The following is a 24,497-nucleotide window of genomic DNA, read 5'->3' as shown; positions in this document are numbered from 1 at the left end:
AATGAGAAAAAATTTGGAATTTTAAGTCCTTAAGCCCCTCAATCTGGATTTGACAACCACCTCCCTACGCTCTTCTATTCCTCTCGATTAGGTGAGGATATTAAAAAACCTCCTTCCTCATTCCACTGATGAGTACCAGAGGTCTTCTTGGATTTGAAAACCAAATCCCTACGATGACGGGTTAGATCGAGGCGATCGCCTGATTGAGTCTTTCGATATCCCAACCTTTTTGGTGGAGGAGTACCCAGGATTGCATGAGATCGGGGCCTTGGAGTTCGCCCATCAGCCCAGCACGCATGGATTTCATGACGACGCCTTTTTTGACGCCATGGGCTTTGGTTACTTGGTTAATGAGTGCTTTTGCTTCATCGGGGGTGAGATCGGTACTGGTTTGGATGTTTTGGAGGACTTCCTGGAGAATCGCTTTAACGCCTTCGGTTTGGAGTTGGGCCGTGGCTTTTTCGTCTAAGGTGATGCTGTCACCAAAAAGAAGTCGGGTTTCTTGGGTAACATCGGCCAAGCGGGTGAGGCTGGGCGCAACGAGGGTGACAAGGGACTCTAACCAGGAGCGATCGCCTAGATAATCTTCGTAACCTGCTGCTTGTAAATAAGGGATAAGCAAATCAGTCAGGGTGGGGATCGGCATTTGGTGGAGGTACTGGGCGTTAATCCAATCGAGCTTGTCCCAGTCAAATTTTGCGCCGGCTTTATTGACCCGCTCTAGGGAAAATTCCTTTGCGGCTTCTTCGAGGGTAAAAATTTCTTGGGTTGAGTCGGTCGGCGTCCAGCCCAAAAGACTCATATAATTGGCGATCGCCTGGGGGAGGAATCCCATTTGGCGAAAATCATCAATAGATGTCACCCCATCCCGCTTGGACAATTTACGTCCCTCTTGATTGAGGATTAAGGGTGTGTGGGCAAACTGAGGTACTGCCGCGCCAAGGGCTTCATATAAAAGAATTTGTTTAGCGGTATTAGCGATGTGGTCTTCCCCCCGAATCACGTGGGAGATTTGCATATCAATATCATCAACCACCACCGCAAGATTATAGAGAGGCTGACCAAAAGACTCATTCCCTTCAGGGGTGCGGGCAATCACCATGTCACCACCGAGATCACTACCTTTCCAAGTCATGGTGCCTCGGATCAGATCTTGCCAAACGATTTGCTGGGCATCGTCAATTTTGAAGCGAATCACGGGTTTACGACCTTGGGCTTCAAATTCAGCTCGCTGCGCCTCCGTTAAGTTGCGATGACGGTTGTCATAGCGAGGTGCTTGATTATTCGCTTTTTGTTGTTCCCGCATCGCCTCAAGTTCTGCGGGGGTACAGTAACAACGATAGGCAAGACCTTGATCTAAAAGGGTTTGGATTGCTGCTTTGTATTGATCCAGCCGTTGGGTTTGGAAAAAAGGGCCTTCATCCCAGTGCAAACCGAGCCATTGGAGACCCGTTTTAATGTTTTCAGTGTATTCGGGCTTAGACCGTTCCAAATCGGTATCTTCAACCCGGAGGACAAAGGTACCGCCATGGTGATGGGCAAAAAGCCAATTAAAGACAGCAGTTCTAGCTGTCCCGATGTGGAGATTTCCGGTGGGACTTGGGGCAATACGAACGCGAACAGTCACGGGGTTAATCCTTTGTTGTAGTGGTTTAATTTAATCTTTGTGGTGGCTATTTTCCCATTGTCCTTTAGGAATTTGAAGGGGCATATAAAAACACCGCCCCGCAAAGAGACGATGTTGGTTGTGTGTTTAATATCAAAAATGGGTTTTTAAAAAGAGAGACAGAGGGGCTTAGCCGACGACTTCGAGTTCATGCTCAGCGAAGTTGTTGGTGTTTAGACCACCAGCACTACCGCTGAAGCCGTTGTAGTTGACTTTGTTAAAGCGAACAATGACGGGATAGATAATACCGCTTTTATCAATGCTTGCTACTGTACCGACATCGCCGTACCAGTAGGATTCTTTCCGGAGGATTTTAACTTTGGATCCGCGTTCGATAGCCATGCTTATGTTCCTTTAAAGCGATTACTAAAGAGTGTAGTTAGACTTAGATAACAGCCTACTATCGGATAGGGGTTTTCAGGCACTTGAAGTGTTTAAGTTTTATTGCGCGTCCTGCCACCGTAATCGGACAAAATGGCTTGGATTTCCACTCTCGTCCGTGTTTTCTTGGATTTCTTCGGGGGTGAGATTGAAGGGAATCGCGGTGGTGATGTGCTGTTGGGCATATTTACCGAGATCGGGGGCGATCGCCCAAGCTGTAGCGGCAGCAGTTCCCATACCAAGGAGTTGGGTGAGGGGATCTTTGGGGAGCAACCAGGCGGCTCCACCTGCTAAGCCAGCAGTCAGCAATAGGGTGACAGAAATATTGGTGCCGCAGCGGGGATGAACAGCTAAATTCCATTCCCCAGACCGGAGGCGATCGCCTGCTGTACTGACTGCCCGGTAGAGATCAGTTTTATCCACGCCACCAAATAAATAAAAACCTTGCCCCGTGGACATCCCACTTAATTCCGCATAGTGGTGACGCCAAGCTGTTGGATAGCGTTCTGCCAATTCCGTAAGCACCCAGACCGTTCCATGTTCCAGGGCGTGGGCTTGGCGAATAAATAGCAGCTCTCTCAGACCAGGCACGAAACCCAATTGCTCGATTAAAGTTTGATCTTGACTGGCCTGCGGTGAAAACCAGTCACCATCCCAGGAAAAATTACGCGCTGTCATTGCTGTTGCTATCCTTTGCTGAAAAAATGTTGTCCATTTAAGCTTGAATTTTCCCCAAGAGATTAGGCGCCGATCCCCAATTGTCCCGCCAAGCTGGGACTCAAGGGAATTAAAGTCACCAGCATCAAAAATAAAGCGACCAATCCCAGGATCGCCCGGGTATCATTAGGTTCTAATAGTTCATTGAGGCTGGGGCGTTCTGCTTCCCGTTGTAAAAAAATAATAATTAAGGCCCAGTAGAGGGGAATGGGATTCGCTGGGTTAAACAAAGCCACTAGCCCCAATACCACGAGGGTAGCGATAGTGGTACGACGAGCTGTTTTGCGACCATAAATAGCCTGGACAATGCGGCCTCCGTCTAAACAACCTGCGGGGAGTAAATTTAGCGCTGTAATCACAAGGCCCAACCAGCCTAGTATCGTCAAGGGATGAATCGCCACAATCGCTTGTTGCAACCCATCGCCCAGGAAAATGCGCGCCAGGGTACCCACCAACACTGAACCCTGGAAAAATTGACTCGGAACTTTAAATAGACTGTCCGGGTTAGAAAGCCCAAAACCACCCAGGAGGAGAAGCAGGGAAATCAGCCCGCCCGCCGCTGGGCCAGCAAAGGCGATGTCAAAGAGTGCTGTCCGGTTCGGGAGCAGGGATTCAAAGCGGGTAATCGCCCCGAAAGAAGCAATCTGCCAGTTGGGGAGGAAAAAGGGAATGCTGAGTTTGACATTATATTTTCGGCTCGTGACCCAGTGGCCTAGTTCGTGAACCCCCAAGATGAGCCACATCCCCAGGCTGAGGGGCAGGACGTCGGTATAACGCTGCCAATCACTGAAGAAATCAAAGCCTTTGAGGACGCCAATCGCTTCTAGGGTCGTCGCCAGGGTGGCAACAAATAAGACTAAAGCGACATTTTTCTGGGCGAGACTCGTGGTTTTTGGATCATTACTGCTCGGTAAGATCACGATCACCGGTTTTCCTTCTGGATCTTCGACCAAGAAAAGGCGGTATTTATCCCCCAGGCGATCGCCTAATTTTTCCGTTAATTTTCGGTGGGCTTCTTCGGGTTCCCCCCGCAAATTTCCCTTAAAAATGGCCCCTTCTTGGTAGGGAATTGCTTCTGTGGCAAAAAATGTGTCAATGCCAAAAATACCTTTAATGGTTTGGAGATCCTCTGGATTAATGGGTTGAATTTCGGGTTCAGTCGCCGGATCTGCTGGGGCTTGTGTCGAGGATTCCGTGGCTTGAGTTTCAGTTTGGAGGCGTTCTAAGGCCTGTTTGCGAATCATTTCCCCCTGGCCTGCTTCTCGGCGTAGATTACCCAGATAAATATAGGCTCCCGCCGAAGCCACCAAAATCAGCACCACACCAATGAGATCCAGGCTCACCCCTAAAAGAATGCAACTCAATAGCACCAACCAGGGAACCGTAATCGCGAGGGATTGTCCCCAGGCCAATAACCCTAAGCGTCCCGCTTTTTGCGATCGCCGATAGCCCCACAAAACCGTACCCAAAGCCGCGAAAATAAGCAGTATTAATGCTGAGGTTGCCGGGGAAAAATCCATAATAAAGTTGCGTTGATCGTCCAAATTTCAAGTGTTTTCCCTATTTTAGAAGGATTTCTCCAGAAAGAAATTTTGAGGCCGCCACCCGGAAGACTCGTTAAAACTAGGGTAAAAGGTCGAGTTGGGTGCTTTGTTCCACCGGGATTAAACCGAGATGCTGTCTCGCTTTTGCGCTCACTACCCGTCCCCGGGGCGTGCGGTTTAAAAAACCAATTTGGAGTAAATAAGGCTCGTAAACTTCTTCAATGGTCTTACTGTCCTCGCCAGTAGCTGCGGCGATCGCCTCTAAACCCACCGGGCCACCCCCAAAATGATTGAGCATTGTTTCTAGGATTAGACGATCTGTCCAGTCCAATCCCAAAGCATCAACGTTGTACAGATCCAAAGCCGTTGCCGCCACCGTTTGGGAAATTTCTCCATAGCCTTTGACTTGGGCATAATCCCGGATTCGCCGTAACAGACGGTTGGCAATACGGGGCGTCCCCCGTGCTCGACGGGCAATCTCTAAAGCGCCCTCTGGGGTAATGGGCTGCTCAAGGATCAAGGCACTGCGATGGACGATGGCAATCAATTCATCGACCTCGTAAAAACGTAACCGTTGAATCAAGCCAAAGCGATCGCGCAGAGGGGAGGTTAAAGCCCCCACTTTGGTCGTTGCGCCAATCAAAGTAAAAGGCTTCAGGGGAATACTACGGGTTCTGGCACTGACTCCTTTGCCAATGGTGACATCTAAGCGGCCATCTTCCATCGCTGGATAGAGCAATTCTTCGGCCATACGATTAAGACGGTGGATTTCATCGATAAACAAAATATCGCCAGCCTCTAGGCCCACCAAGAGGCCACTAATATCACGGGGGCGTTCCAGGGCGGGGGCAGCGGTAATTTTACAATTCACCCCCATTTCTGCGGCTAAAATCAAGGACATGGTTGTCTTCCCTAACCCAGGGGGGCCATACAGCAACATGTGATCGAGGGGTTCGCGGCGGGCTTTGGCAGCGGCGATCGCAATACCTAGCACTTCCTTGAGATCCTTTTGACCCAGGTAATCTCTCAGACGTTGGGGACGAATGCGATCCTCATTGGCCGATTGTTCCTGGTCTTCGGGCAGGGCTTGACTCGTGGTGAGGGCATCTCTACCCAAAGCCGGATCACTTTTGGGCGGGAGACCATGGCCTTGGTTGCGTTTAATCGCCATTGCTGTAGACAGAAAACAACTGTCACTCCATCCTAAACTGAATCTTTTGGGAAATGCGGGCATTTAGGGAAAGGAACACCTTTCGGTAAAATAAAGACCAATCTTCCGAGGCTTTGCGCCATTTAGCCTGAAAACAATCATTGTTCGAGGACAATACCATTCATGAAAGCCATGATTCTGGCAGCGGGTAAAGGAACCAGGGTTCGTCCAATTACCTACACCATCCCCAAGCCCCTCATCCCAATTCTGCAAAAACCCGTGATGGAATTTTTGCTGGATCTGCTCGCCCAACATGGCTTTGATCAGATTATGGTGAACGTGAGCCATCTCGCCCACGAAATTGAAGGCTACTTTAAGGATGGTCAACGCTACGGAGTACATCTGGCCTATTCCTTTGAAGGCAGTATCCAAGACGGAGAATTACAGGGGGCAGCCCTCGGTTCCGCCGGGGGGTTGCGGAAGATCCAAGATTTTCATCCATTTTTTGACGATACTTTTGTGGTGCTTTGTGGTGATGCTCTGATTGATCTAGACCTCACCGCAGCGGTGCAATGGCATCGCGAAAAAGGGGCGATCGCCACCGTAATCACGAAATCTGTCCCCAAAGAAGCGGTCTCTAGCTATGGCGTGGTGGTCACAGATGACGAAGACCGGATTCTCAGTTTCCAAGAAAAGCCCAGCGTTACCGAAGCTCTCAGCACGAAAATTAATACCGGGATCTATATTTTTGAGCCAGAGGTAATCGATTTTATTCCCCCCAACTGCGAATTCGACATTGGTGGTCAACTGTTTCCGAAGCTTGTGGCGGCCAATGCACCTTTTTACGCCCTAGATATGGACTTTGAGTGGGTAGATATTGGCAAAGTCCCTGACTATTGGCAGGCGATTCAGAGCGTGCTCCAGGGCAAGATCAAAAATGTGCCCATTCCCGGCATCGAAGTCAAACCAGGGGTTTATACGGGCCTGAATGTGGCCGTCAACTGGGATAAAGTCGATATCCAAGGCCCTGTCTATATTGGCGGCATGACCCGCATTGAAGATGGGGCAAAAATTATTGGCCCGACCATGATTGGCCCCAGTTGTTGGATTTGTGCAGGCGCGACCGTTGAAAGTAGTGTGATTTTTGAATATTCCCGCTTGGGCTCAGGGGTACGCCTCAAAGATAAATTAGTCTTTGGGCGCTACTGTGTTGATAAAACGGGGGCAACCATTGATCTGCAAAAGGCAGCCCTGGACTGGTGGATTACAGATGTACGCCACGCCCATCCCCCCACGGCGCCGGTGAAAAATCCCCATGTGGTCGAATCCTTGGAAATTGAAGAATTTTTAAATAGCTCTGGCCTAGCGGAGGACTGTCCCCAATCGCCATCATCTCGCCCCAGCAGCCTTTAAGAGCTTCACAACGGTCTTACATTGGTTAAACTGGGCAATTTTAAGGGCTGTGTCGCCCCGTTTATTTTGGGCATTGAGATCTAAATCTGGACACCGTTCGAGGAGTAGTTGAACAACGGCATGGTGATCCCGGTGGGCTGCCCACATTAAGGCTGTGGCTTGGTGTTGATCTGTGGCATTGACATCGGCCCCCGCGTTTAACAGCACTTCAATCACTGCTTGATAACCGCGATCGCCCGCTTCCATCAGGAGGGTTTTGCCGCTGGGGAGACGTTCATCAGGATTAGCTCCCCTTGCCAGGAAAAGTTCGAGGAGTTCCAGCTTGCCTTGGTTGAAGGCGATCAGGAGCGCGTTTTCTCCTTCGTTTTGGTAGTGGAGGTCTGCACCTTGGTCGAGAAGAAGTTGGGCGATCGCCCTTTGTCCCTGGTAGGCAGCAACCAGGAGGGGGGTATCACCTTGGTGGTTGGCTAGGTTCTTCACCGCAGCATTTTGGCGGAGTAAATATTCGACAATATCGTAGTGGCCTTCGAGGGTTGCTAAATGGAGAGCTGTGTCGCCTGCTGCATCGGTGCTATTGGGATTTAATTGATGCTTAAGCAAATATTTCACCAAGGCGAGATTGCCAGCAGCCCCCGCAAGAGGCATTAAATCTGGCTGAGTTAGGGTTGCCCCGGCCTGAACCAAACGTTGTGTGAGGGGCAAATTCCCCTGTTCGACGGCAAAAATAAGGGCCGTATCCCCTTCGAGATCCGTGGCATTGACCACCGCCCCAGCAGCCAACAGCATATCAACGACCTCATCGTAACCCGCAATAACTGCGTGCATGAGGGGGGTCTTCCCGTCACTACTGGGGAGATTCACATTTAACCCGGCCTTGAGTAGGACTTCTAAACAGGCGATCGCCCGCTCCGACACGGCCACTGTCATCGCCCCTAGGCCTTGGTAAGGGTTAGCCCGCTGGGCCAGGAGTATCTGCACCACCACCGGGTATTGCCCTTGAATCGCTAAATTGAGCGCCGTATCTCCATCGAAATCTTCGTGGTTGATTTTGGCTCCGGCCTTCAACAAAATTTCTACGGTGGCGATCGCCCCCCGATAGGCCGCCACCATCAGCGCGGTACTGCCGTCTTCATTAGTTGCGTTAGGATTCGCGCCTGCCCCAATCAAAAAATGTAGGACTGCCGTTTGTCCTGCTGCCGCCGCCACCATCAGCGCCGTGAGGCCATATTTTCCTCGTAATTCTAAATCTGCGCCGTGGGTGAGGCAGAGTTTAACAAGATCCAAAGCCCCAACTTGGCAGGCATACATCAAAGGACTCGTGCGATCGCCATCCAAAATATTGACTGGTACCCCCTGGGTGAGCAAGGCGGCCACTCGATCCACATTTTGGGCGCGAATTGCCTGGAATAACTGGGCGCGGTCCACGGGGGCTGTCATCGCGAAACATACAATAAAGGTTAATTTCTATTGTAGAAGTATCCCGGATCGATCCTGTCCCAAGCCGTCCCAGATTCTAGTTGATAATTTCCATTTACCAGGGGAATCGGTTAAGTTTTATAAAGATTTCAGCATCCTGAACGAAGGAGAAAACACCCATGAGTTTTGAAATTCCAGAGTCCGTCAAAGTCTGGTCCCAGTTTGGTCACCCCATTATGATGTGGGTCTTGTTTGGGCTTTGTATTTATGCGATGTACCTCGGCATTCAGATCCGTCGCATCCGGAGTGCCGATAAAGAAGTCCGCAAAGAATTGGTCAAAAAACAATTTAACTTCAAGCACCACCAGGTGGGTTCGGCCCTGCTGGCATTTATGGTTTTGGGCACCATTGGCGGGATGGCCGTCACCTACATCAACAACGGGAAATTATTCGTTGGCCCCCACCTCCTTGTCGGTTTAGGGATGACCGGTTTAATTGCCATCTCAGCCTCTTTAGTGCCTTTTATGCAACGGGGCAACGACTTGGCGCGGGTAACCCACATTGGCTTGAATACGTTGCTGGTGGCTCTGTTTGGTTGGCAGGCAGTGAGTGGTATGGATATTGTGACGAAAATTATTGGCCGTCTGTAGGTAGCGTCCAGGCAAAATTTTCGGGGGGGACAGGGGGACTGTCCTCTTTTTTGTGGGTTTCTGGATTGTCTTCGGGAGGACGAATGACGGTACAACCTCGACCACTCTTGAGGGGTAAGGGGAGATTGAAACAGTCGTGGAAGTCTTGCTGAACTTTTGTGGTGAGGCGCGGCGAAACCTGGGAAACAATGGTCGCGAGGAGGCGATCGCCTGTGGTTTTCAGTAGACCCTGGGGCAACTTGTAGATAAACCGGGGAAACTGAACCAGCACCTGTAAATGCAGCTCCCAATTCACCTGGGTAATCACCGGCGGCATCGGGCGATCGCCGAGTAGTTTGTGTGCCTGGGCATCGTTGGCAAGTACCTGTTCCCAGGGGAGATGATCGAGGCACATTAACGCATCATAATCAATGGCATAGCCCTGGGATTGGGCCTCAGGGAGGGGCACATTGTACATTCTGTAGGCATTTTCAACGGGGGGGTCAAAAACCACCGCCAGTTTTGGTTCTACTTCATAGCCGAAATTGCCAAACTTGCCCACCGTCAGAATATAGCCATTCTCGGTGAGGGGTTCTACCTGCATCGGTTTTGCACAACGGTGAAACCAACCGCCATGGCGGTCTAGGTAGGCCGCAACCTCCTCTAGGGGCGCGTACATTTGCATGATCCCTCGATAGTGGGTCTCAAAATGCATCGGTGGCGTTTCGGGGTTACCGTCACCAAAGGCCGTGAATAGACGAGACGATTCCGCAGGGTTCATAGCAGCAAAAGACAAGAAATAAACTTGTTGTACCTAAAATCATGCCCGCTTTTCTGTAAAGTTGCACCCCAAGACCGAGGAATTCAGGGTAATAATTGTAAATCGAAGGCAAATTTCCGCCAGCGATTTTAGGAGGTTAACGAGGATGAAAGTTTTAGTGGTCGGGGCGACGGGGGAAACGGGACGGCGCGTTGTCGAAACCCTAATTGCTCAAAATATCCCGGTGCGGGCCATGGTGCGGGATCTCACCAAAGGCAAAGAAATTTTGCCCTCGGACGCGGAATTAGTCGTTGGCGATCTCCTCGATAAAAAATCCCTCCCAGGGGCGATCGCCGACTGTGACCACATCATTTGTGCCGCCGCCGCCCGACCCAGTTTGAACCCTGCCGCATTTTTTCAAGTGGATTATGTCGGCACCAAATCGCTGATCGATGCTGCCGTGGCCCAGGGAGTTAAGCAATTTGTCCTCGTCACGTCCCTTTGTGTATCTAAATTTTTCCATCCGTTGAATCTATTTGGTCTGGTGCTGTTCTGGAAAAAACAAACCGAGGCTTACCTCATCAACAGTTCCCTCAATTACACGATTGTCCGTCCCGGTGGCTTGAATGCCGAAGCCGCAGCGCCCCTGGTACTCGCCCAAGCCGATACCCTGTTTGAAGGACGAATTCCCCGGCAGCAGGTGGCAGAATTATGCGTGGCCGCCCTTGATCATCCCCAGGCAAACCGACAAATTATTGAAGCGATTACGGACAGTGACCGTGAGCCTCAGCCGATCCCTGACCTGATTCGTGCCTTGGGCTCTGCGTAATGGCGATCGCCTCGTCACCATTCATTCAGTTGCCAAATCCCCTAGAAAAATTGATCAATATTGGGTGATCAAGGATAATCTAGGGAATTCCTCTGGTCCATCGTTCGTAGAAGGCGACTATTCCTTTCGGGAAAAAGCATTTCTTAATGAGTATTCAAACCTCGGTTGTCAAACAATTATTTGAAGCCGTTCCCCATGGGCGATCGCAACTCTATTTCAAATCTTCCCTAACGGCACTCTCCCACGCGATGGAAGATCAAGTCCTTGCAGGTCAAGATTCCCCCTTGGTGATCGCCAGCTTCCAGCAAGAAAGATACTACCGCCAGGAAGCAACCCGTTATCGTCGCATTGCCGATAAATCCCAACAGGTTTACGTCCTCGCGGCCCCAGAAACAGAATTTGAAAACGCTTCTGACACCTACGAGCGCATTGCCTTTACGCCAGATGATGCCCTAAGCGAAGAGTGGCACCTAGTGGTGATTGGGGAGAATTTTGCCAGTTGTCTCCTCTGCCGAGAAAAACACAACAATTCTGAAAAGGGAGATCACTTCGCCGATAATGCCCGTCGTTTTGAAGGTATTTGGACCGAAGACCGCAACATTACCGAAAAAGCAGCGGAAATCCTCCTCGATCGCATTGCCCAATATCGCCCGGAACTCCAGGAAAAAATTCAAACGGCCAAGGAAACTTACCTCCAAAATGGTCACCAAGATCTAACGGAACATCAGCCTAATTCCACCGCCGATCCCTTTGTGCAGCGCTTGGTGAACTATCTCCAGGCGGGTCAATACAAAATCCTCAAAGCCAACCGCTCCCTAGCGAATAAAGAACAAAAGGAGCGTTTAATTAATACGGTCACAGCGGCCATTCGGCGATCGCTCGACACCGAAGACATCTTGCAATTGGCCGTCGAAAAATTGGGAGAAGGTCTCGGAGTCTGTCGCTGCATTATTTACCGTTGCAAAGAGTCGGACGAACAAGCCCAGATCCAGCATGAATTTCTCCATGGGGATCAAATTTCTGTAAAAGGTCGCAATTGGCCCCTGAAGGATAATCCCCTCTTTCAAAAAGTTGTCTCCCTGGGGGAAGCCCTCGGCATTGATAATACCGAGCAAGATCCAGACTTTATCAAAGACCAGCTAGAAACCCTCACCCAAACCTGTTCCATTGTCTCCTGGCTACTGGTGCCGGTACTCTACCAAGGGCGACTGATCGGCATGATCGAGTTACATCACTGCCACCCAGAGGCAATCCACTGGCGACAGGAAGATATTGCCCTTGTCGGGGCGATCGCCATCCAAGTAGGTGTGGCCCTAATTCAGGCCGAAGCCTACAACAACCTCGAAGAACTCAACGAACAATTGGCGGCCCTTGACCGTACCCGTTCTAACCTTGTGGCGATCACAGGCCATGAACTCCGGACACCTTTATCGACGATTCAAGTCTGCCTAGAAAGCCTTGCCAATGAGCCGGATATGCCGGAGGAACTGCGCCAGGTGATGCTAGATACCGCCCTCCAGGATGCAGAACGTCTACGCACCCTCGTCCAGGATTTTCTGACCCTGTCCCAGCTCGAAAGTGGTCGGGTGGAGTGGAATATTGAACCCCTGATGCTCTATGAATGTGTGGAACTGGCCATGAGCCACGTGCGGGCCAAACGTCATCAAAGTGGCGGCCAACCCCTGCCCCAACTGATCAATCAGGTTTCGCCAGATTTGCCCCTCGTCCAAGCTGACGGAGAATGGCTTGTAGAAGTGATTGCCAAGTTGCTGGACAATGCCTGTAAATTTAGCGATGCCAAGCAGGGTCAAGTGGCGATCGCCATCACCGCCGAAGATCCCCATAAACTCACCGTGAGCATTATCGATAATGGCCGGGGCATTGAACCCAAACGCCTCGAAACAGTCTTTGATCGCTTTTACCAAGAAGAAGGGGCATTGCGACGGAGCGCTGGCGGCACTGGCTTAGGATTAGCGATTTGTCGCCAGATTGTCACCGCCTGGGGGGGAGCGATCTGGGCAGAATCTGAAGGCAAAAATCAGGGGAGTCAATTTTCCTTTACGGTGCCGGTCTTTGAAGAACCCAGCCCACCGAAAACGAACCAGACCAGCAAAACAAAAACGAAAACGAAGCGTTCCCGGCGTCGCTAACAAACGCTCACAGAACTGAGCAATTCACCTTAAGCTTTGTGAATATTCCCAACTAAATATCAGCATGGGCCTACAGAGGACTAAGGGCGCAGGACAATAAAGATAGAGGGACACCACAGAATCCACAGACTCCCTATCTGAGCGAGAGATCCCTGAGTGAAGTCCCAAGGAGGCTTTATGTTAAGCACCTATTTATTTCCAGATGGCACCCTGTACATTTTAGTAAAACTGCTTGTCCTGGCCCTCGTCATTTTGCTGTGGCTGACGGTCAAGTCGTCCCCTGTGGTTTAGCCAAAATAACTGGGGGCATTGCCTGGTTTCCATTTGATATTGCAACCAAGGCTGGGCTTTTGGTTCAGATCAGGGGTTTCTTTTGCCAAAACAGCGGCGATCGCCTGGCGAAGATCAGCTCCCGTCACGGGCTTGTCATTACCGGGGCGCGCGTCGTCCAATTGGCCCCGATAGACCAGCTTTAAGTCCTGATCAAAAAGGAAAAAATCAGGGGTACAGGCCGCTTGATAACTTTTGGCGATCGCCTGGGACTCATCATAGAGAATCGGAAAATTTAATTGGAGTGCTGCCGCCATTTCCTTGAGCTTCTCTGGGCCATCATCCGGATAATTCTCTGCATCATTGGCACTAATGGCGACAATGCCTAGCTCCTGGGGGACGAAATCTACTCCCAACCGGGCTAGCTCATCCTGGACGTGGATCACAAACGGACAGTGACGACACATAAAAATCACGAGCAAACCCGCTTTCCCCCGGAAATTTCCAAGGCTAACGGTTTTTCCGGTGGTGACATCCGGTAGGGCAAAATCAGGGGCCGGAGCACCCAGGGGAAGCATGGTGGATTCAGTGCGAGCCATAAAAAATTACCTCAATAATTGTGTGTAAGTTGCTGGGACTGACGCAAACCATCAAAATCAATTTAGCGATCGCCTTCATAAACCCAAGTGAGATGAAGATGGGTCTGAAGCATCTCCAATAAATTTGAAAAATCCAGTGGTTTTTCTAAAAAAGCGTCAAAATCCGAATTTATATTATGCCAACCATGATCCAAAACATCCCCGGACATGGCGAAGATAGGGATTGTCCTAAATTTTTCGAGTTGACGAATCTGGTGGGCCATGGCTTGACCGTCCATCCGGGGCATTACCATCTCTGAAATGATGAGATCGACTGGATGGGCCTCTGCCACCATCAAACCATCTTTTCCGTTTTCGGCTTCGAGAATCTGAAAACCCAAAGGCATCAAGAAGTGTTTAATCACAGAACGATTAACCCAACGGCTATCCACAATCAGAATGGTCTGCCGGCGGCCCACATAACCAATAATTTGTAGGTGATCACGGGTCGCTTGATCCTCAGCAACCAGGGGAGGACTAACGAGCACCTCCGACAGCTCCAGGTCAAAGGAAAAACAACTCCCTTTGTTCGGATAACTCGTTAACTGGAGTTCGCCCCCCATCATCGCCACTAATTTTTGGCTGATCGCTAATCCTAAACCTGTACCGTGGGGACGACTGCGGCGATCGCCGACCTGCTCGAAGGGTAAGAAAATTTTCTGATGGTTTTCGGGGTCAATGCCACAGCCTGTATCCCGAACCGCGAAGTGTACTCTGTGCCAATGGTGCTTAGGAGATTTGGGGGGAGTCTGCGGGGGCTGGCTTAATTGAACGTCTAAAACAACGCTTCCCTGGTGGGTAAATTTAATCGCATTGCCCAATAGATTCAGCAACACTTGCCGGAGACGTTGATCATCAACCAGTAAATAATCAGGAATATTTGGATCAATATCGTAATTAAGGAGGAGTTGTTTTTCTGTGGCCTTGATCTGACAGGTTTGGATAATATCCAGAATAAAGTAATGGAATTGTACCGCCGTTGGCATTAGTTCTAGGCGTTGGGCTTCAATTTTAGAAAAGTCAAGCACATCAGTAATCAAACTCAAGAGATGATGACCGCATTGTTCAATGATTTTGAGGCTGCTTTTTTGCTCTGTACTCAAGGATTCATCAAACATCAAAATTTGCGTGTAACCCAAAATGCCATTTAAAGGTGTGCGTAGTTCGTGGCTCATATTGGCGAGAAACAGACTTTTTGCCCGGTTTGCTTCTTCGGCTTGTTTTTTGGCGGCTTGGAGGGCGACTTCATTGGCCTTGCGGTCCGTAACATCCATCGCCATGGTGATTTGCAGTTTACGCCCATCGGGCAAGGTTCCAAGGGGAGCACTACTAAAATCCCAAATACGTTGGTCGCCGCCTTTGATCAGGATGGCGTATTCACCGTCATGGGTGGAATTTTGGATCTCATAAACTTTCTCGATCCCCTGTAGGGCCGTCAGATATGCTTCACCGTAGGCTTTTGCGGCCCAGGCTGCGATCGTGGGAATTTCCATGATGTCATAGCCAGTTAACGCTGTCCAAGTACGATTGAGCTGCAAAATTTCACCATCACTGGCGTAGAGCAGAATGGGAAAGGGTGCGTCTTGAATCGCCCGGTAGAGACGTTGTTCGCTTTCGCCGAGGGCGGCATTGGCTTGTTTTTGCTGGGTGATGTCTTGGACGAAGATAAAAAATCGGCTTTGATCTTCGCTGAGGTCAGTGGTCAAACTCAGTTGCATTTCTCGGATCTGACCTTTTTGGTGTCGCCACTGTTGATAGAGTTTCAGTCTGCGGCGATCGCCCCATTCTATGAGTAGTCGCGTGGGATCAAGATCATCAGTAATGAGCAGATCAAAAATTGAGCGTTGCAGCAATTCATCGCAGTCATAGCCTGTCATTTCGCCCAGGGCCACGTTAACTTCGAGAAAATAGCCCCGATCATCTAAAACGGCATAACCATCAATAGCAGTTTCAATGGCCGTTAAATAACGGGAGGCACTGGCGGCACGGATCTGCGCTTTTTCGATTTCTGCTTCCCTGGCGATCGCCTCTAGCCTAAAGCGATGTAACCGCAGCATTTGGTAGCCCACCCAAAAAACAACCCCGATCAGTAAGCCCGATAGACCACTAATGGCGATCGCCAACTGACGAAAAGGGGCATTAGCCTCCCGGAGATTGACCTTATAAATCACAATCCAAGGGGCTTGGGTCGTTTCAAAGGAAGCCCCCACAACGGGAATATCCCGGTAATCAGTGCCCCGCACCAAACGCCGAGACTGCAAAATTGCTTGGGTTGCGAGGAGAGAATCTTGATCCAGGGAACGACTTAACCGTAATGGTGGATCACTGGCAAACCGTAGGGGATTGAGGTAACGAATATTATTTCCTTCACGACGCACCAATAAGGTTTCAGCGGTGGCATTGGCAGTTCGGCCTAACAAACTATATAAAAAATTCTGGGGATCTTTTTCTAAATACACTGCCCCAATAAAATTATTTTGCTCATCGTGGATGTAAGACAAAACACCATAAACGGGCAAGTCTTGATTATTGACTTTTAGGAGATTTAAGTCGATTAACCGTACTGCTCCCCCAAGACTGGTTTGGTGATCTGCCTCCCTAAAAACTGTATTAATTTCCTGGGGTAGGGGATTTTGCGCCCCCGTTTGCCAAACAACTTGTCCCTGGCGGTTAAAAAAACGATGCGGCGGTAATCGTAACTGGTTTGCACATCGAGGGCCAATTGGGTTAAATTCGCCTGTTGCTGTTGGACGATGGCGGAATTCGGCTCATTAGTCGCAAAGGCTTTTAGGGCATCAATAGTCGTGGGCCTTGAAGCAATTACCCGGGCATCACCTTTCCGTTCCAATAACCACTGGTCGATTTGGGTTGCCTGGAGTTTAGCCACTCCCAAAAGACTGTCCTGTAGATCGAGTAACAGTTTTTCACTAAACCACCGGAAGCTAAAAATACCACCAGCAACGACACCAACAACGGCGATCGCCAACCCCCAAGATAAATACCGGACATTGAAGCGCGCTTTGTACGGACTTTGATGTGACTGGGAATTCGGCAGCTTGGAGGAATCCTGGAACATTTGTCTGGAAAGCCGACTAGGATAACGATGATTTTTGTAATGAATAAAATCAATCTTCTAGAAGTCACCTTACCCATTCTCACCCAGTTATTAAGGATTTGTAGCGAATTTCTTACATTTGTTATCCATTCACTCGTTACGGACGTGGGCAATGCGCCAACTGAGAAAAATCACCGGAATCAAGCCCACCGCCAAAATCGCCAGGGCGGGCACGGAAGCTTCAACTAACCGTTCATCGGAAGCGTATTGATAAACCTTCACGGCCAGGGTATCGAAGTTAAAGGGACGAATCACCAGGGTCGCCGGGAGTTCCTTCATCACATCCACAAACACCAACATCGCAGCGGTTAACAAACCACTCCACATCAGGGGAGTATGCACACTCACCAGGGTACGAATCGGGGTATAACCGAGGCTGCGGGAAGCGTCATCTAGGGTGGGCTTAATTTTGCCGAGGCTCGTTTCGACGGCCCCAAAGGACACTGCCAGAAAGCGCACTAAATAGGCAAAAACCAGGGCGGTAATCGTGCCACTCAGGAGTAAGCCCGTGGAGATATTGAACTGGGCTTGGAAAAAATTGGCGATCGCATTGTCGAGTTTCCCCATGGGAATCAGAATCCCCACCGCAATTACCGAGCCGGGAATGGCATAACCTAGGGACGCAATCCGCACACCCAAGGCCATCCAGAGGCTGTGATTTAACCGCTGACCGTAGGCCAAAATCAAGGCGATCGCCACCGCTAAAATTGCCGTCACACTGGCTAAGACAAAACTATGCTGGGCAAACTCCCAGAACTGTGTCCGAAACCGCGCCTGGGGACGATTGAAGGCCATTTCCAAAAGAGTACCGACGGGCACAACAAACCCAAAAAAACCGGAATCCCACAGGTCATCGTGGCGACCCCAGCCCGCCATCCTTGCAACTCATAGGCCTGGGGTTTGTCGTAGTTATTACTGGTTTGATAATACTGGGCTTGGTGCCGCGACCATTTTTCGAGAACCAACAGCCCCGCAATAAATAGCATCAACACCGCTGCCAGTTGCGCTGCTGCCTGGGGTGCTCCCAACCCAAACCAAGTGCGATAGATCCCGGTAGTAAAGGTTTCGACGCCAAAATATTGCACGGTGCCAAAATCATTCAAGGTTTCCATCAGAGCCAGGGCCAGACCCGCCGTAATCGCTGGCCGAGCTAAGGGTAAGGCGATCGCCCAAAAACTTTTCCAGGGGCCGCAGCCCAAAGCGCGACTCGCCTCTAGGGTTGTGACCGACTGCTCTAAAAAAGTCACCCGCGCTAACAAGTAAACATAGGGGTACAACACCAAGATCAGCATGATGATTGCCCCCCCCAGAGAACGAACCTCCGGAAACCAATAATCCTGGGCCGATTGCCAACCGAATATCAATCGCAAAAACCGCTGCACCCAGCCGAAGTAGTCCAAAATATCCGTGTAAATATAGGCCAACAGGTAAGCCGGTGCTGCAAGGGGCAAGAGTAAGAGCACCTCCCAAAAACTTTGGCCCCGAAAGCGGCACATCGTTACCAACCAAGCCGTGGCCACCCCGACAACTGTGACCCCCACGCCAACCCCCAGCATCAACCACAGGGAATTGAACACATAACGCCCCAGCACCGTTTCGACCAAGTGACGCCAAATTTCGCCAGAATCCGTAAAAACACTCCCCAATACAGAAAAAATTGGCAGGGCAATCAAAGCGGCGATCGCCAAAGTCATCGGAGTCCAAAAATTAAGCTGTAAACGTTTCAAGGGATTCACAATTAGGAGAGGTACTAAAATCCCATTGTGGATTGAAGGGGAAAACTAATGCAACTCATTTGCACCAAAGGCCACTTCACCGGGACGATAAAATAGGCAACATTAACCATCATTGCCCAAGACAACAAAGCAAACCTCAATCCATTAGTTATGAATCAACCTAATTTCCTCACCCCAGAAGAATCCCTCGATGTCGATGCTGCCCTCTTGAGCAGTCCAGAGAAATTTCTCGCCCGTCTTACTATTTCCTCCCAACGGCTATTGGGGATCATCGCCCAAGATCTCGATTGCCCCATCGAAAACCTGAGCCACAAAGAAATTATCCAGTGGTTTGAAAAGGACGCCAAAACACGCCAGGAAAAAGGCCCAGAAGCGGCTATTTTAAAGTGGTAAATTTTGACAGATTTCCTAGTTACTGGTTTTTAACGGTTCCGTCAGCATTAATTTCGCTAGGGCAACACACAGGAGTCCATTAATCCCTAAAAATGCCTGGGCTAAAATACCCGATCCCAAACCCCAAACCATCGGCCCGGCGATCGCACTAACCCAGAGACAACTCGCCACCCCCAAACAGAGACCAACCCCAAAGCGTTTCCCCCCCTCGGTGCCAGCAAACAGGAGCAACACCCCAAAGGGAATCAAAACACTGGCGAACAGCGGATTTAAAGCAGGATTTCCGTTGATGGCATTGCCCAATTCCGGGAGAGAACTGCCCAGAAGCCGAAAAGGAGCCTGGGGCAAATCAAAAATATAAATACCCTTGAGGAAAAATAACCCCGAACTGCCGAAAACTAAGCCACTACTGAGGGGCAAACTCCACCCAAAGGGCAAATAGTTCCGCAGGAAAAAGGCGAGGAGATAGGAACCTAAAACCATCGCTAACTTCGGCAAAAGGGCGACTGTGCCCCCATCAATCCAAAAACGAGGATTTAGATATCCATTATCCCGGAGCCAGCGGAAGAAATCTTTGACGGTAATTTTGCCTTTAAGAGCTTCTGCTACTGCTTGTCCCGCATTCAGATACCCAGCACCGTAGTGGTTTAAAGGATCTTCCGTAACCTTTTGGGCTGATTGGGTTAAGACCTGTAAAACTTCGGCTGGTTCAGTCACACCAGTCGCTTTCACCATGGCCGCCACGCCAGCCACATGGGGCGCAGCCATACTGGTGCCTTTGTAGTCGATAAATTCTGGTTTGCCTGTTTTTGGGTTAAGGATTTCCTGGAGAATGCCTCCCGCTTCACTGCCCCCAGGAGCCGCAAGATCAATTCCTGCCCCGTAATTGGAATAGGGCGCTTTTTTGCCAGCCGCATCGGTGGCCGCAACACCGATCACCTTGGGATATCGAGCTGGATAGGCAGCAGCATTTTTGTTGGCATTCCCCGCAGCGGCAATGATCACCACGTCTTTGCGATAGGCATAATCAATTGCTTCTTGCATCAGCTGGCTCGCACCAGCCCCCCCAAGACTGAGGTTAATCACATCGGCCCCTTGATCGGTGGCAAAATGGATTCCCTCGGCGATGTCAGCGACGGTTCCCCCACCATTAGCGGCGAGAACTTTAATGGGCATAATCTTCGCTTTATAGGCAATGCCCGCAACACCGTAGTTATTGTTTGTCGACTGGGCAATTGTCCCGGCAACGTGGGTGCCATGGCCCACATCATCTAAAGCTTCCGGGCGATCGCCCACGAAATCGTAGCCCCCAACAAAGGCGGTTTGTTCTAAATCTGGCACAGGACTCACCCCAGTATCGATAACCGCCACGGTGATCCCTTCCCCTTGGGTTTCTGACCAGGCGGCTTCGACATTAATGCTGCGTAAATTCCATTGCTTTGGGTAATCTGGGTCGTTTGGCACCCCATAGGCCCGGTAAATGTAGTTGGGCTCGATGTATTCCGTTGCTTTTTTAATGGGGTCAGATTGGCGCAACCACTGGAGCATTTCTCGCTTGCCCTCGATGACGTAGATCTGGTCGGCGGCGGAAAATTCACTATTGAGCCGGGGGATGACATTGAATTGTTGGGCGATCGCCTTTAACTGTTGCTCAACGACACTGGTTTCTACGGTTTCGCGAAAATCTAAGATTAAAGAATCGTATTCCCCTTGGGTCGCCAAGCTCGGCGATCGCCAAAGGCCAAACCCAAGACCAACACAAAAAAGAAACAAAATCAGAAATTTGCGCATGGGGAAGTTTTGCCAAATCTATTGCCCCAGCCTAGCTCAAACTTCTGTGAAAACGGGCCAATGTATACAGAGTTAAACCGGGGGGTTTAAGCAACAACCAGGGGTTCTCTAGTGAGGCGAATTTGGGCCAAGGTGACAATCATCGGGATAATACGCCCGTAATTAGTGGCGATCGCCCGCCAACCGAGATCGACAAGAAACCAACTCCACAAGGCCGGGACAACAGCCCCCAACACACTACGGGTGAGGCCATAACGCAGGGCAGTTTGGGTCAACATCAAAGAACCCAGACGAGTTGTGGTTGTTTTTAGGGCTTGGCCCGTCGCAAAATGTAGCGCCAACTGTCGGGCAACCTGCTTCATTAAAAATGATTTCAGCACACTACTAATCACCAAGGTGCTACTCCCTTTAAGGAAAATTCTCAGGGGGTTATGTTGGAGTTGGACGGGCAAAGCTTCCGGTAAATCCGTTTGGGCCAGCGATCGCCTCACTCGATCAATCAAGGCCCGTTGTTCTTTTTGGGGGAGTTTATCCCAAGCTCGGCTGGTCAAGGCGAGGAAAATTTCTGCTTCAAGCTCAATGGTATCCAGGGCAGTCCCACAGGGAATATCGAGGAATTCTCCTACCTGAAACAGGATCTGGCGGTAGGTGAGGGTTTTGGTTTGGCGACGGAGCACCGTAACCCCATCGGCGGCTAAAAAACGGAAGCGGGTTTCGATGTGCTGAATTTGGCGATCGCGGTCTTGACTACGAATGGCGCTGGGTTGGGGCGTTTGCCAATAGTCGAGGGGATTAAATTTACGGCTAAAGAGCAGTTGAGTAAGGTGGTGCAGTTCCTCATCCGTTGCTAATTCCAGGGCTGTCCGTAGTTCATCCACAGCAAACATCATCTCCACGCTTGATGCTGCCTATTGTAATCTAGCTTTTCGCTGGTCAACTTTTTACAATGGGGCGCGGACAGAGAACATCAGGAAATGTGATCAAATGTTGGATGTGGCGATTATTGGGGCAGGCTTAGCAGGGATTCATTGTGGCCGAAAAATTAAACAGGCAGGCCAACAGGTCGCACTTTTCGATAAATCCCGTGGTGTGGGTGGTCGCCTCGCAACCAGACGGATTGCAGCACAGCCCCTTGACCATGGTTTACCCTACTGGGAGATTTTAGGAGCCCATACAGCGGCTTTAACGGAAACTTTAGTTGCAGCCGATCTTTTAAAACCCTGGTCGGTGGCAACGACCAATCGCCTTGATCCAGAGATTTGGCAAACCCTTGCGGGGGAACAACAGTGGATGGTGCCAGCGGGAATGACGGCGATCGCCAAATATTTAGCCCAAGATTTAACAATTCATCGAAGTCAACGCCTGATCCACCTCGAAGAAGTTGCGGGCCATTGGCGACTGACCTTTGAACAAGGGGAAACCGTCCGCGCGAGGCAGGTGGTTTTAGCGCTGCCCCTGCCCCAGGTGATCACACTCACTTATTCTTTTATTACCGTGCGCGATCGCCTTGCGGAAATTTTCTATGCGCCAGCCCTCTCTCTCATGGTTGGTTATGACCAGTTTGATTGGAGATTTCCCTGGCAAGCACTCCGCCTTAGCCAACATCCCCGATGGCGCACAATTAGCTACGAAGGCCAAAAGCGATCGCCTGGGAATTTCACCCTAGTCTGTCAAACGACGGGAAATTTTGCCCAAGAATATCTAGAGACAGCGGATTTAACCCCCGTCGCCACCACGCTATTGGATGAATTACAAAATCTTTTTACCTTACCGACACCCCAATGGTGGCAGATCCAGCGTTGGCGCTATGCTCTCCCTGCAACGAACTATGGCCAAGCCTATTATCGTTTTGCGACGGACTCTCCCCTAATCGCCTGTGGAGATTGGTGTTTGGGAAATGGTATCGAAGGGGCGATCGCCGCTGGTTTGGCCACTGGTGATGCGCTTTTATCTGTGTAAATTTAATTAGTCCTACGGAGAGTGAGTCGCCTCGGCCATGGTTTGTTCGAGTTCCTGGGCGAGCTGTTGCTGTTGTTCGTTGACCTTGAGGAACTGATGGATTGAATTTTCTAGGGTGCGGAGGGACTGGATAATTTGTTCTAAGGTGTCCTTGAGTGGAAGTAACTCCCCTTGATAAAGCTGAACTTTTCCCTGTAATTGCGCCTGTTCCCGCTGTTTGGCTTCGTATTCAGCTTGTTTTTGCTCTAGATCCTTTTGTTGTTGCGCTAACTCCCGTTCCTGGGGCATGAGGATATTTTCAAGCTGCTGAATCGTATGGTGCATCGCCTCAATTTCTGCTTCAAGCTTCTGCTTTTGGGTTTCATCTTCCTCCTGATAATCTTCGAGGTAGGCGATCGCCGGACTTAGGTCAATATTTTGCTCGGCTTCTACTTCAATAATTCCTTGGCGACGCTTGAGAATGCGTAAATGCTGTTGTAATGCCCCTTGGCGTTCCCGGAGGGTGCGTCGCTGACCCACTAAAGTCTGGTTGAGCATCCCTAATTTTTCTTCTTCGTCCCTGAGTTCTTCTTCGAGCTCTTGGAGTTCCATCACATTGTCTGGTTCAACTGTCGCCAAAGACGCTTTAATTTCTCCTACCGCCTCATGTTGGAGGGTGAGTTCTTCTTCCTGGTCATTGACAAAGCGAACTAGCTTATCTAAATCGTCCCGCAGTTTCTCGACGGTGGTTTCGAGTTCTCCGAGGGGCATGGCCTCGATCGCCGCTAAATCCACTCCATAGTGCTCGATGCCCCCCATTCCGGCAGCGAGATTATTGAGCAAATCCTGCATATCTTCTTGGCGCTGACGTGACGTAGCTAATTGGTTGAGGTGGCTTTGTTTAGCCTGTAGAAGTTGCCGTTGGATCTGGAGCTGGGTTTTGGCGTTTTCTAGGGCTTGGCGCCTCTCTTCAACGTTGGTGGTTTCGGTCTGGACTTGGGTGGCGATCGCCGCGAGTTGGGTCTCTAGTTCCTGAAGCTGTTGGGGATATTGCGTGAAGGTTTGAAAAAGTTCTTCCTGTTGCGTGAGTTCGTCGAGCAACTCATTTAGTTGGGTACGTACTTCGTCTGTGGGGGCATTATTACTTTGGCACTGGACGAGAATTTGCTGAATTTTTGTGGCGATCGCTGGGCTTAATCCCTGCCCATCGGTTTCTTCCTGGAGATTGGCTAGCCGTTGTTGTTCTCCCCGGAGCTGCTGCCAGGCCCCTTCTAATTCTGCTTGCTTACGGGCAAATTCTGCTTTAATTTCGTCGGCCTCGGCCTTGAGTTTTTCAAAGGCTAGTTTTTCATCCTGGAGCTTTTGCAGCTCGGCTTCGGTTTCTTCAATTTGGTCAAGGCGACTATTCATTTCCTCCTGGCGACGATTGAGTTCATCGGCTTGGTAGGTCAATGACTGCCGCCATTGTTCAATTTCTTCCTCTTGGGATTTGGATTTGTCCATGAGGCGAGAAAAGTTCTGGAGCACCGTCAACAGGCGGTTTGTGGCGATTTCGGGGGAGCCTTGAATTGTCCGATTATTGCCAAGATTGACGACCACGAGGGTTCCGTCATTGAAATTACTCAATTCATCGGCAGGGACTAATTCTTCCCCAGGCACCGTGCTCCAACTGCGATCATTACGTTCACAGGCAAGCAATTTGATTTCGGTCTTGCTTCCCATGAATCCTTTCGTTTTTTTGACCTCTGCAAGGTATAGCACGTGAATGTATTCCCCCTGAAACTGCTAGTGCCTGAGCGAAGTGGTGATGAGTCATGGATAGAGTGTAGTGCGTAGGTGACCTAACTTTAAAGTCTTAGGCGATCGCCATTGGTTGGGACTGACCGGAGGACTGCCATCACGAAACATTTTTAGGATTACCCATGGTCAAGGGGGCACTTACGACTGGAGTTGACTCACCT

Annotated in this window: 22 protein-coding genes; 7 read left to right on the top strand and 15 right to left on the bottom strand. The window is 50.2% G+C overall.

All coding sequences use genetic code 11. The annotated features are described in order from the left end of the window. Nucleotides 1–181: 181 nt before the first annotated feature. The 5 genes from gltX to ruvB form a co-directional block, all read right to left on the bottom strand. Entirely contained in the window at nucleotides 182–1,627 is a 1,446-nt protein-coding gene (gltX, locus tag AACR41_RS11905) for a glutamate--tRNA ligase (protein ID WP_030006589.1), read from the bottom strand. 168 nt (nucleotides 1,628–1,795) lie between these two features. Continuing rightward, nucleotides 1,796–2,008 (bottom strand): photosystem I reaction center subunit IV, encoded by a 213-nt coding sequence (locus AACR41_RS11900; protein WP_012307012.1) that lies wholly within the window; start codon nucleotides 2,006–2,008, stop codon nucleotides 1,796–1,798. Nucleotides 2,009–2,107: 99 nt separating this feature from the next. Beyond that, nucleotides 2,108–2,725 (bottom strand): DUF6391 domain-containing protein, encoded by a 618-nt coding sequence (locus AACR41_RS11895; protein ID WP_030006588.1) that lies wholly within the window; start codon nucleotides 2,723–2,725, stop codon nucleotides 2,108–2,110. Between the two features lie 62 nt (nucleotides 2,726–2,787). Next, on the bottom strand, nucleotides 2,788–4,284 hold the full coding sequence (locus AACR41_RS11890; RefSeq protein WP_030006587.1) for a site-2 protease family protein: 1,497 nt from the start codon (nucleotides 4,282–4,284) through the stop codon (nucleotides 2,788–2,790). A 103-nt stretch (nucleotides 4,285–4,387) separates the two neighbouring features. After that, entirely contained in the window at nucleotides 4,388–5,479 is a 1,092-nt protein-coding gene (gene ruvB / locus AACR41_RS11885; protein WP_030006586.1) for a Holliday junction branch migration DNA helicase RuvB, read from the bottom strand. 162 nt (nucleotides 5,480–5,641) lie between these two features. Between ruvB and AACR41_RS11880 the strand changes: the two genes are divergently transcribed. Then, a complete protein-coding gene (locus tag AACR41_RS11880) occupies nucleotides 5,642–6,871 on the top strand; it encodes a sugar phosphate nucleotidyltransferase (RefSeq protein WP_030006585.1) in 1,230 nt (409 codons plus the stop codon). Here AACR41_RS11880 and AACR41_RS11875 read toward each other — a convergent pair. After that, entirely contained in the window at nucleotides 6,848–8,308 is a 1,461-nt protein-coding gene (locus AACR41_RS11875) for an ankyrin repeat domain-containing protein (protein WP_030006584.1), read from the bottom strand. The genes AACR41_RS11880 and AACR41_RS11875 overlap by 24 nt on opposite strands. A gap of 158 nt (nucleotides 8,309–8,466) precedes the next feature. Here AACR41_RS11875 and AACR41_RS11870 point away from each other — a divergent pair, with 158 nt between their 5' ends. Further along, on the top strand, nucleotides 8,467–8,937 hold the full coding sequence (locus tag AACR41_RS11870; protein WP_012307006.1) for a DUF4079 domain-containing protein: 471 nt from the start codon (nucleotides 8,467–8,469) through the stop codon (nucleotides 8,935–8,937). Here the strand turns inward: AACR41_RS11870 and AACR41_RS11865 are convergent. Next, on the bottom strand, nucleotides 8,921–9,697 hold the full coding sequence (locus AACR41_RS11865; protein ID WP_223209882.1) for a DUF1997 domain-containing protein: 777 nt from the start codon (nucleotides 9,695–9,697) through the stop codon (nucleotides 8,921–8,923). The two genes, AACR41_RS11870 and AACR41_RS11865, sit on opposite strands and share 17 nt — an antisense overlap. A 145-nt stretch (nucleotides 9,698–9,842) precedes the next feature. Here AACR41_RS11865 and AACR41_RS11860 point away from each other — a divergent pair, with 145 nt between their 5' ends. From AACR41_RS11860 to AACR41_RS11850, 3 genes are read left to right on the top strand one after another with little or no spacing between them, the layout of a single operon-like run. Next, nucleotides 9,843–10,505: an SDR family oxidoreductase gene (locus tag AACR41_RS11860; RefSeq protein ID WP_030006582.1), complete on the top strand. Its 663-nt coding sequence runs from the start codon at nucleotides 9,843–9,845 to the stop codon at nucleotides 10,503–10,505. Next, a complete protein-coding gene (locus tag AACR41_RS11855; RefSeq protein ID WP_158227946.1) occupies nucleotides 10,486–10,689 on the top strand; it encodes a hypothetical protein in 204 nt (67 codons plus the stop codon). Before AACR41_RS11860 ends, AACR41_RS11855 begins: the two co-directional genes overlap by 20 nt. Continuing rightward, nucleotides 10,652–12,655 (top strand): DICT sensory domain-containing protein, encoded by a 2,004-nt coding sequence (locus AACR41_RS11850; protein WP_030006581.1) that lies wholly within the window; start codon nucleotides 10,652–10,654, stop codon nucleotides 12,653–12,655. Before AACR41_RS11855 ends, AACR41_RS11850 begins: the two co-directional genes overlap by 38 nt. A gap of 287 nt (nucleotides 12,656–12,942) precedes the next feature. Here the strand turns inward: AACR41_RS11850 and AACR41_RS11845 are convergent, their stop codons facing one another. The 5 genes from AACR41_RS11845 to AACR41_RS11825 form a co-directional block, all read right to left on the bottom strand. Beyond that, nucleotides 12,943–13,524: a thioredoxin family protein gene (locus tag AACR41_RS11845; RefSeq protein WP_030006580.1), complete on the bottom strand. Its 582-nt coding sequence runs from the start codon at nucleotides 13,522–13,524 to the stop codon at nucleotides 12,943–12,945. A 62-nt stretch (nucleotides 13,525–13,586) separates the two neighbouring features. Further along, nucleotides 13,587–16,064: a PAS domain-containing hybrid sensor histidine kinase/response regulator gene (locus AACR41_RS11840; protein ID WP_152550982.1), complete on the bottom strand. Its 2,478-nt coding sequence runs from the start codon at nucleotides 16,062–16,064 to the stop codon at nucleotides 13,587–13,589. Nucleotides 16,065–16,117: 53 nt separating this feature from the next. Continuing rightward, on the bottom strand, nucleotides 16,118–16,639 hold the full coding sequence (locus tag AACR41_RS11835) for a hypothetical protein (RefSeq protein WP_030006578.1): 522 nt from the start codon (nucleotides 16,637–16,639) through the stop codon (nucleotides 16,118–16,120). A 129-nt stretch (nucleotides 16,640–16,768) separates the two neighbouring features. After that, the gene (locus AACR41_RS11830) at nucleotides 16,769–17,473 is read right to left on the bottom strand and encodes an ABC transporter permease (RefSeq protein WP_228657487.1); all 705 of its coding nucleotides are present in this window, start codon (nucleotides 17,471–17,473) and stop codon (nucleotides 16,769–16,771) included. Next, nucleotides 17,401–18,405, bottom strand: coding sequence for an ABC transporter permease (locus tag AACR41_RS11825; RefSeq protein ID WP_339367640.1), 1,005 nt, complete (start codon nucleotides 18,403–18,405; stop codon nucleotides 17,401–17,403). The genes AACR41_RS11830 and AACR41_RS11825 overlap by 73 nt, the downstream gene beginning before the upstream one ends. A gap of 159 nt (nucleotides 18,406–18,564) precedes the next feature. On the opposite strand from AACR41_RS11825, the gene AACR41_RS11820 reads away from it, so the two are divergent. Beyond that, nucleotides 18,565–18,807, top strand: a complete 243-nt coding sequence (locus AACR41_RS11820) for a hypothetical protein (RefSeq protein WP_030006577.1) — start codon at nucleotides 18,565–18,567, stop codon at nucleotides 18,805–18,807. Between the two features lie 15 nt (nucleotides 18,808–18,822). Here AACR41_RS11820 and AACR41_RS11815 read toward each other — a convergent pair whose 3' ends face one another. Beyond that, complete coding sequence (locus AACR41_RS11815) at nucleotides 18,823–20,598, bottom strand: S8 family peptidase (RefSeq protein WP_030006576.1); 1,776 nt, start codon at nucleotides 20,596–20,598, stop codon at nucleotides 18,823–18,825. Nucleotides 20,599–20,684: 86 nt separating this feature from the next. Next, nucleotides 20,685–21,476 (bottom strand): YaaW family protein, encoded by a 792-nt coding sequence (locus AACR41_RS11810; protein WP_030006575.1) that lies wholly within the window; start codon nucleotides 21,474–21,476, stop codon nucleotides 20,685–20,687. Between the two features lie 106 nt (nucleotides 21,477–21,582). On the opposite strand from AACR41_RS11810, the gene AACR41_RS11805 reads away from it, so the two are divergent. Next, the gene (locus AACR41_RS11805) at nucleotides 21,583–22,557 is read left to right on the top strand and encodes an NAD(P)/FAD-dependent oxidoreductase (RefSeq protein WP_030006574.1); all 975 of its coding nucleotides are present in this window, start codon (nucleotides 21,583–21,585) and stop codon (nucleotides 22,555–22,557) included. A 12-nt stretch (nucleotides 22,558–22,569) separates the two neighbouring features. Here the strand turns inward: AACR41_RS11805 and hmpF are convergent, their stop codons facing one another. Continuing rightward, nucleotides 22,570–24,297 (bottom strand): pilus motility taxis protein HmpF, encoded by a 1,728-nt coding sequence (gene hmpF / locus AACR41_RS11800; RefSeq protein WP_030006573.1) that lies wholly within the window; start codon nucleotides 24,295–24,297, stop codon nucleotides 22,570–22,572. Nucleotides 24,298–24,497 lie beyond the last annotated feature (200 nt).

The organism is Picosynechococcus sp. NKBG042902 (genome assembly GCF_963864045.1).
Classification (GTDB): domain Bacteria; phylum Cyanobacteriota; class Cyanobacteriia; order Cyanobacteriales; family MRBY01; genus MRBY01.
Note: the sequence above shows the minus strand (reverse complement) of the source record. Positions and strands in the feature narration are given on the sequence as shown.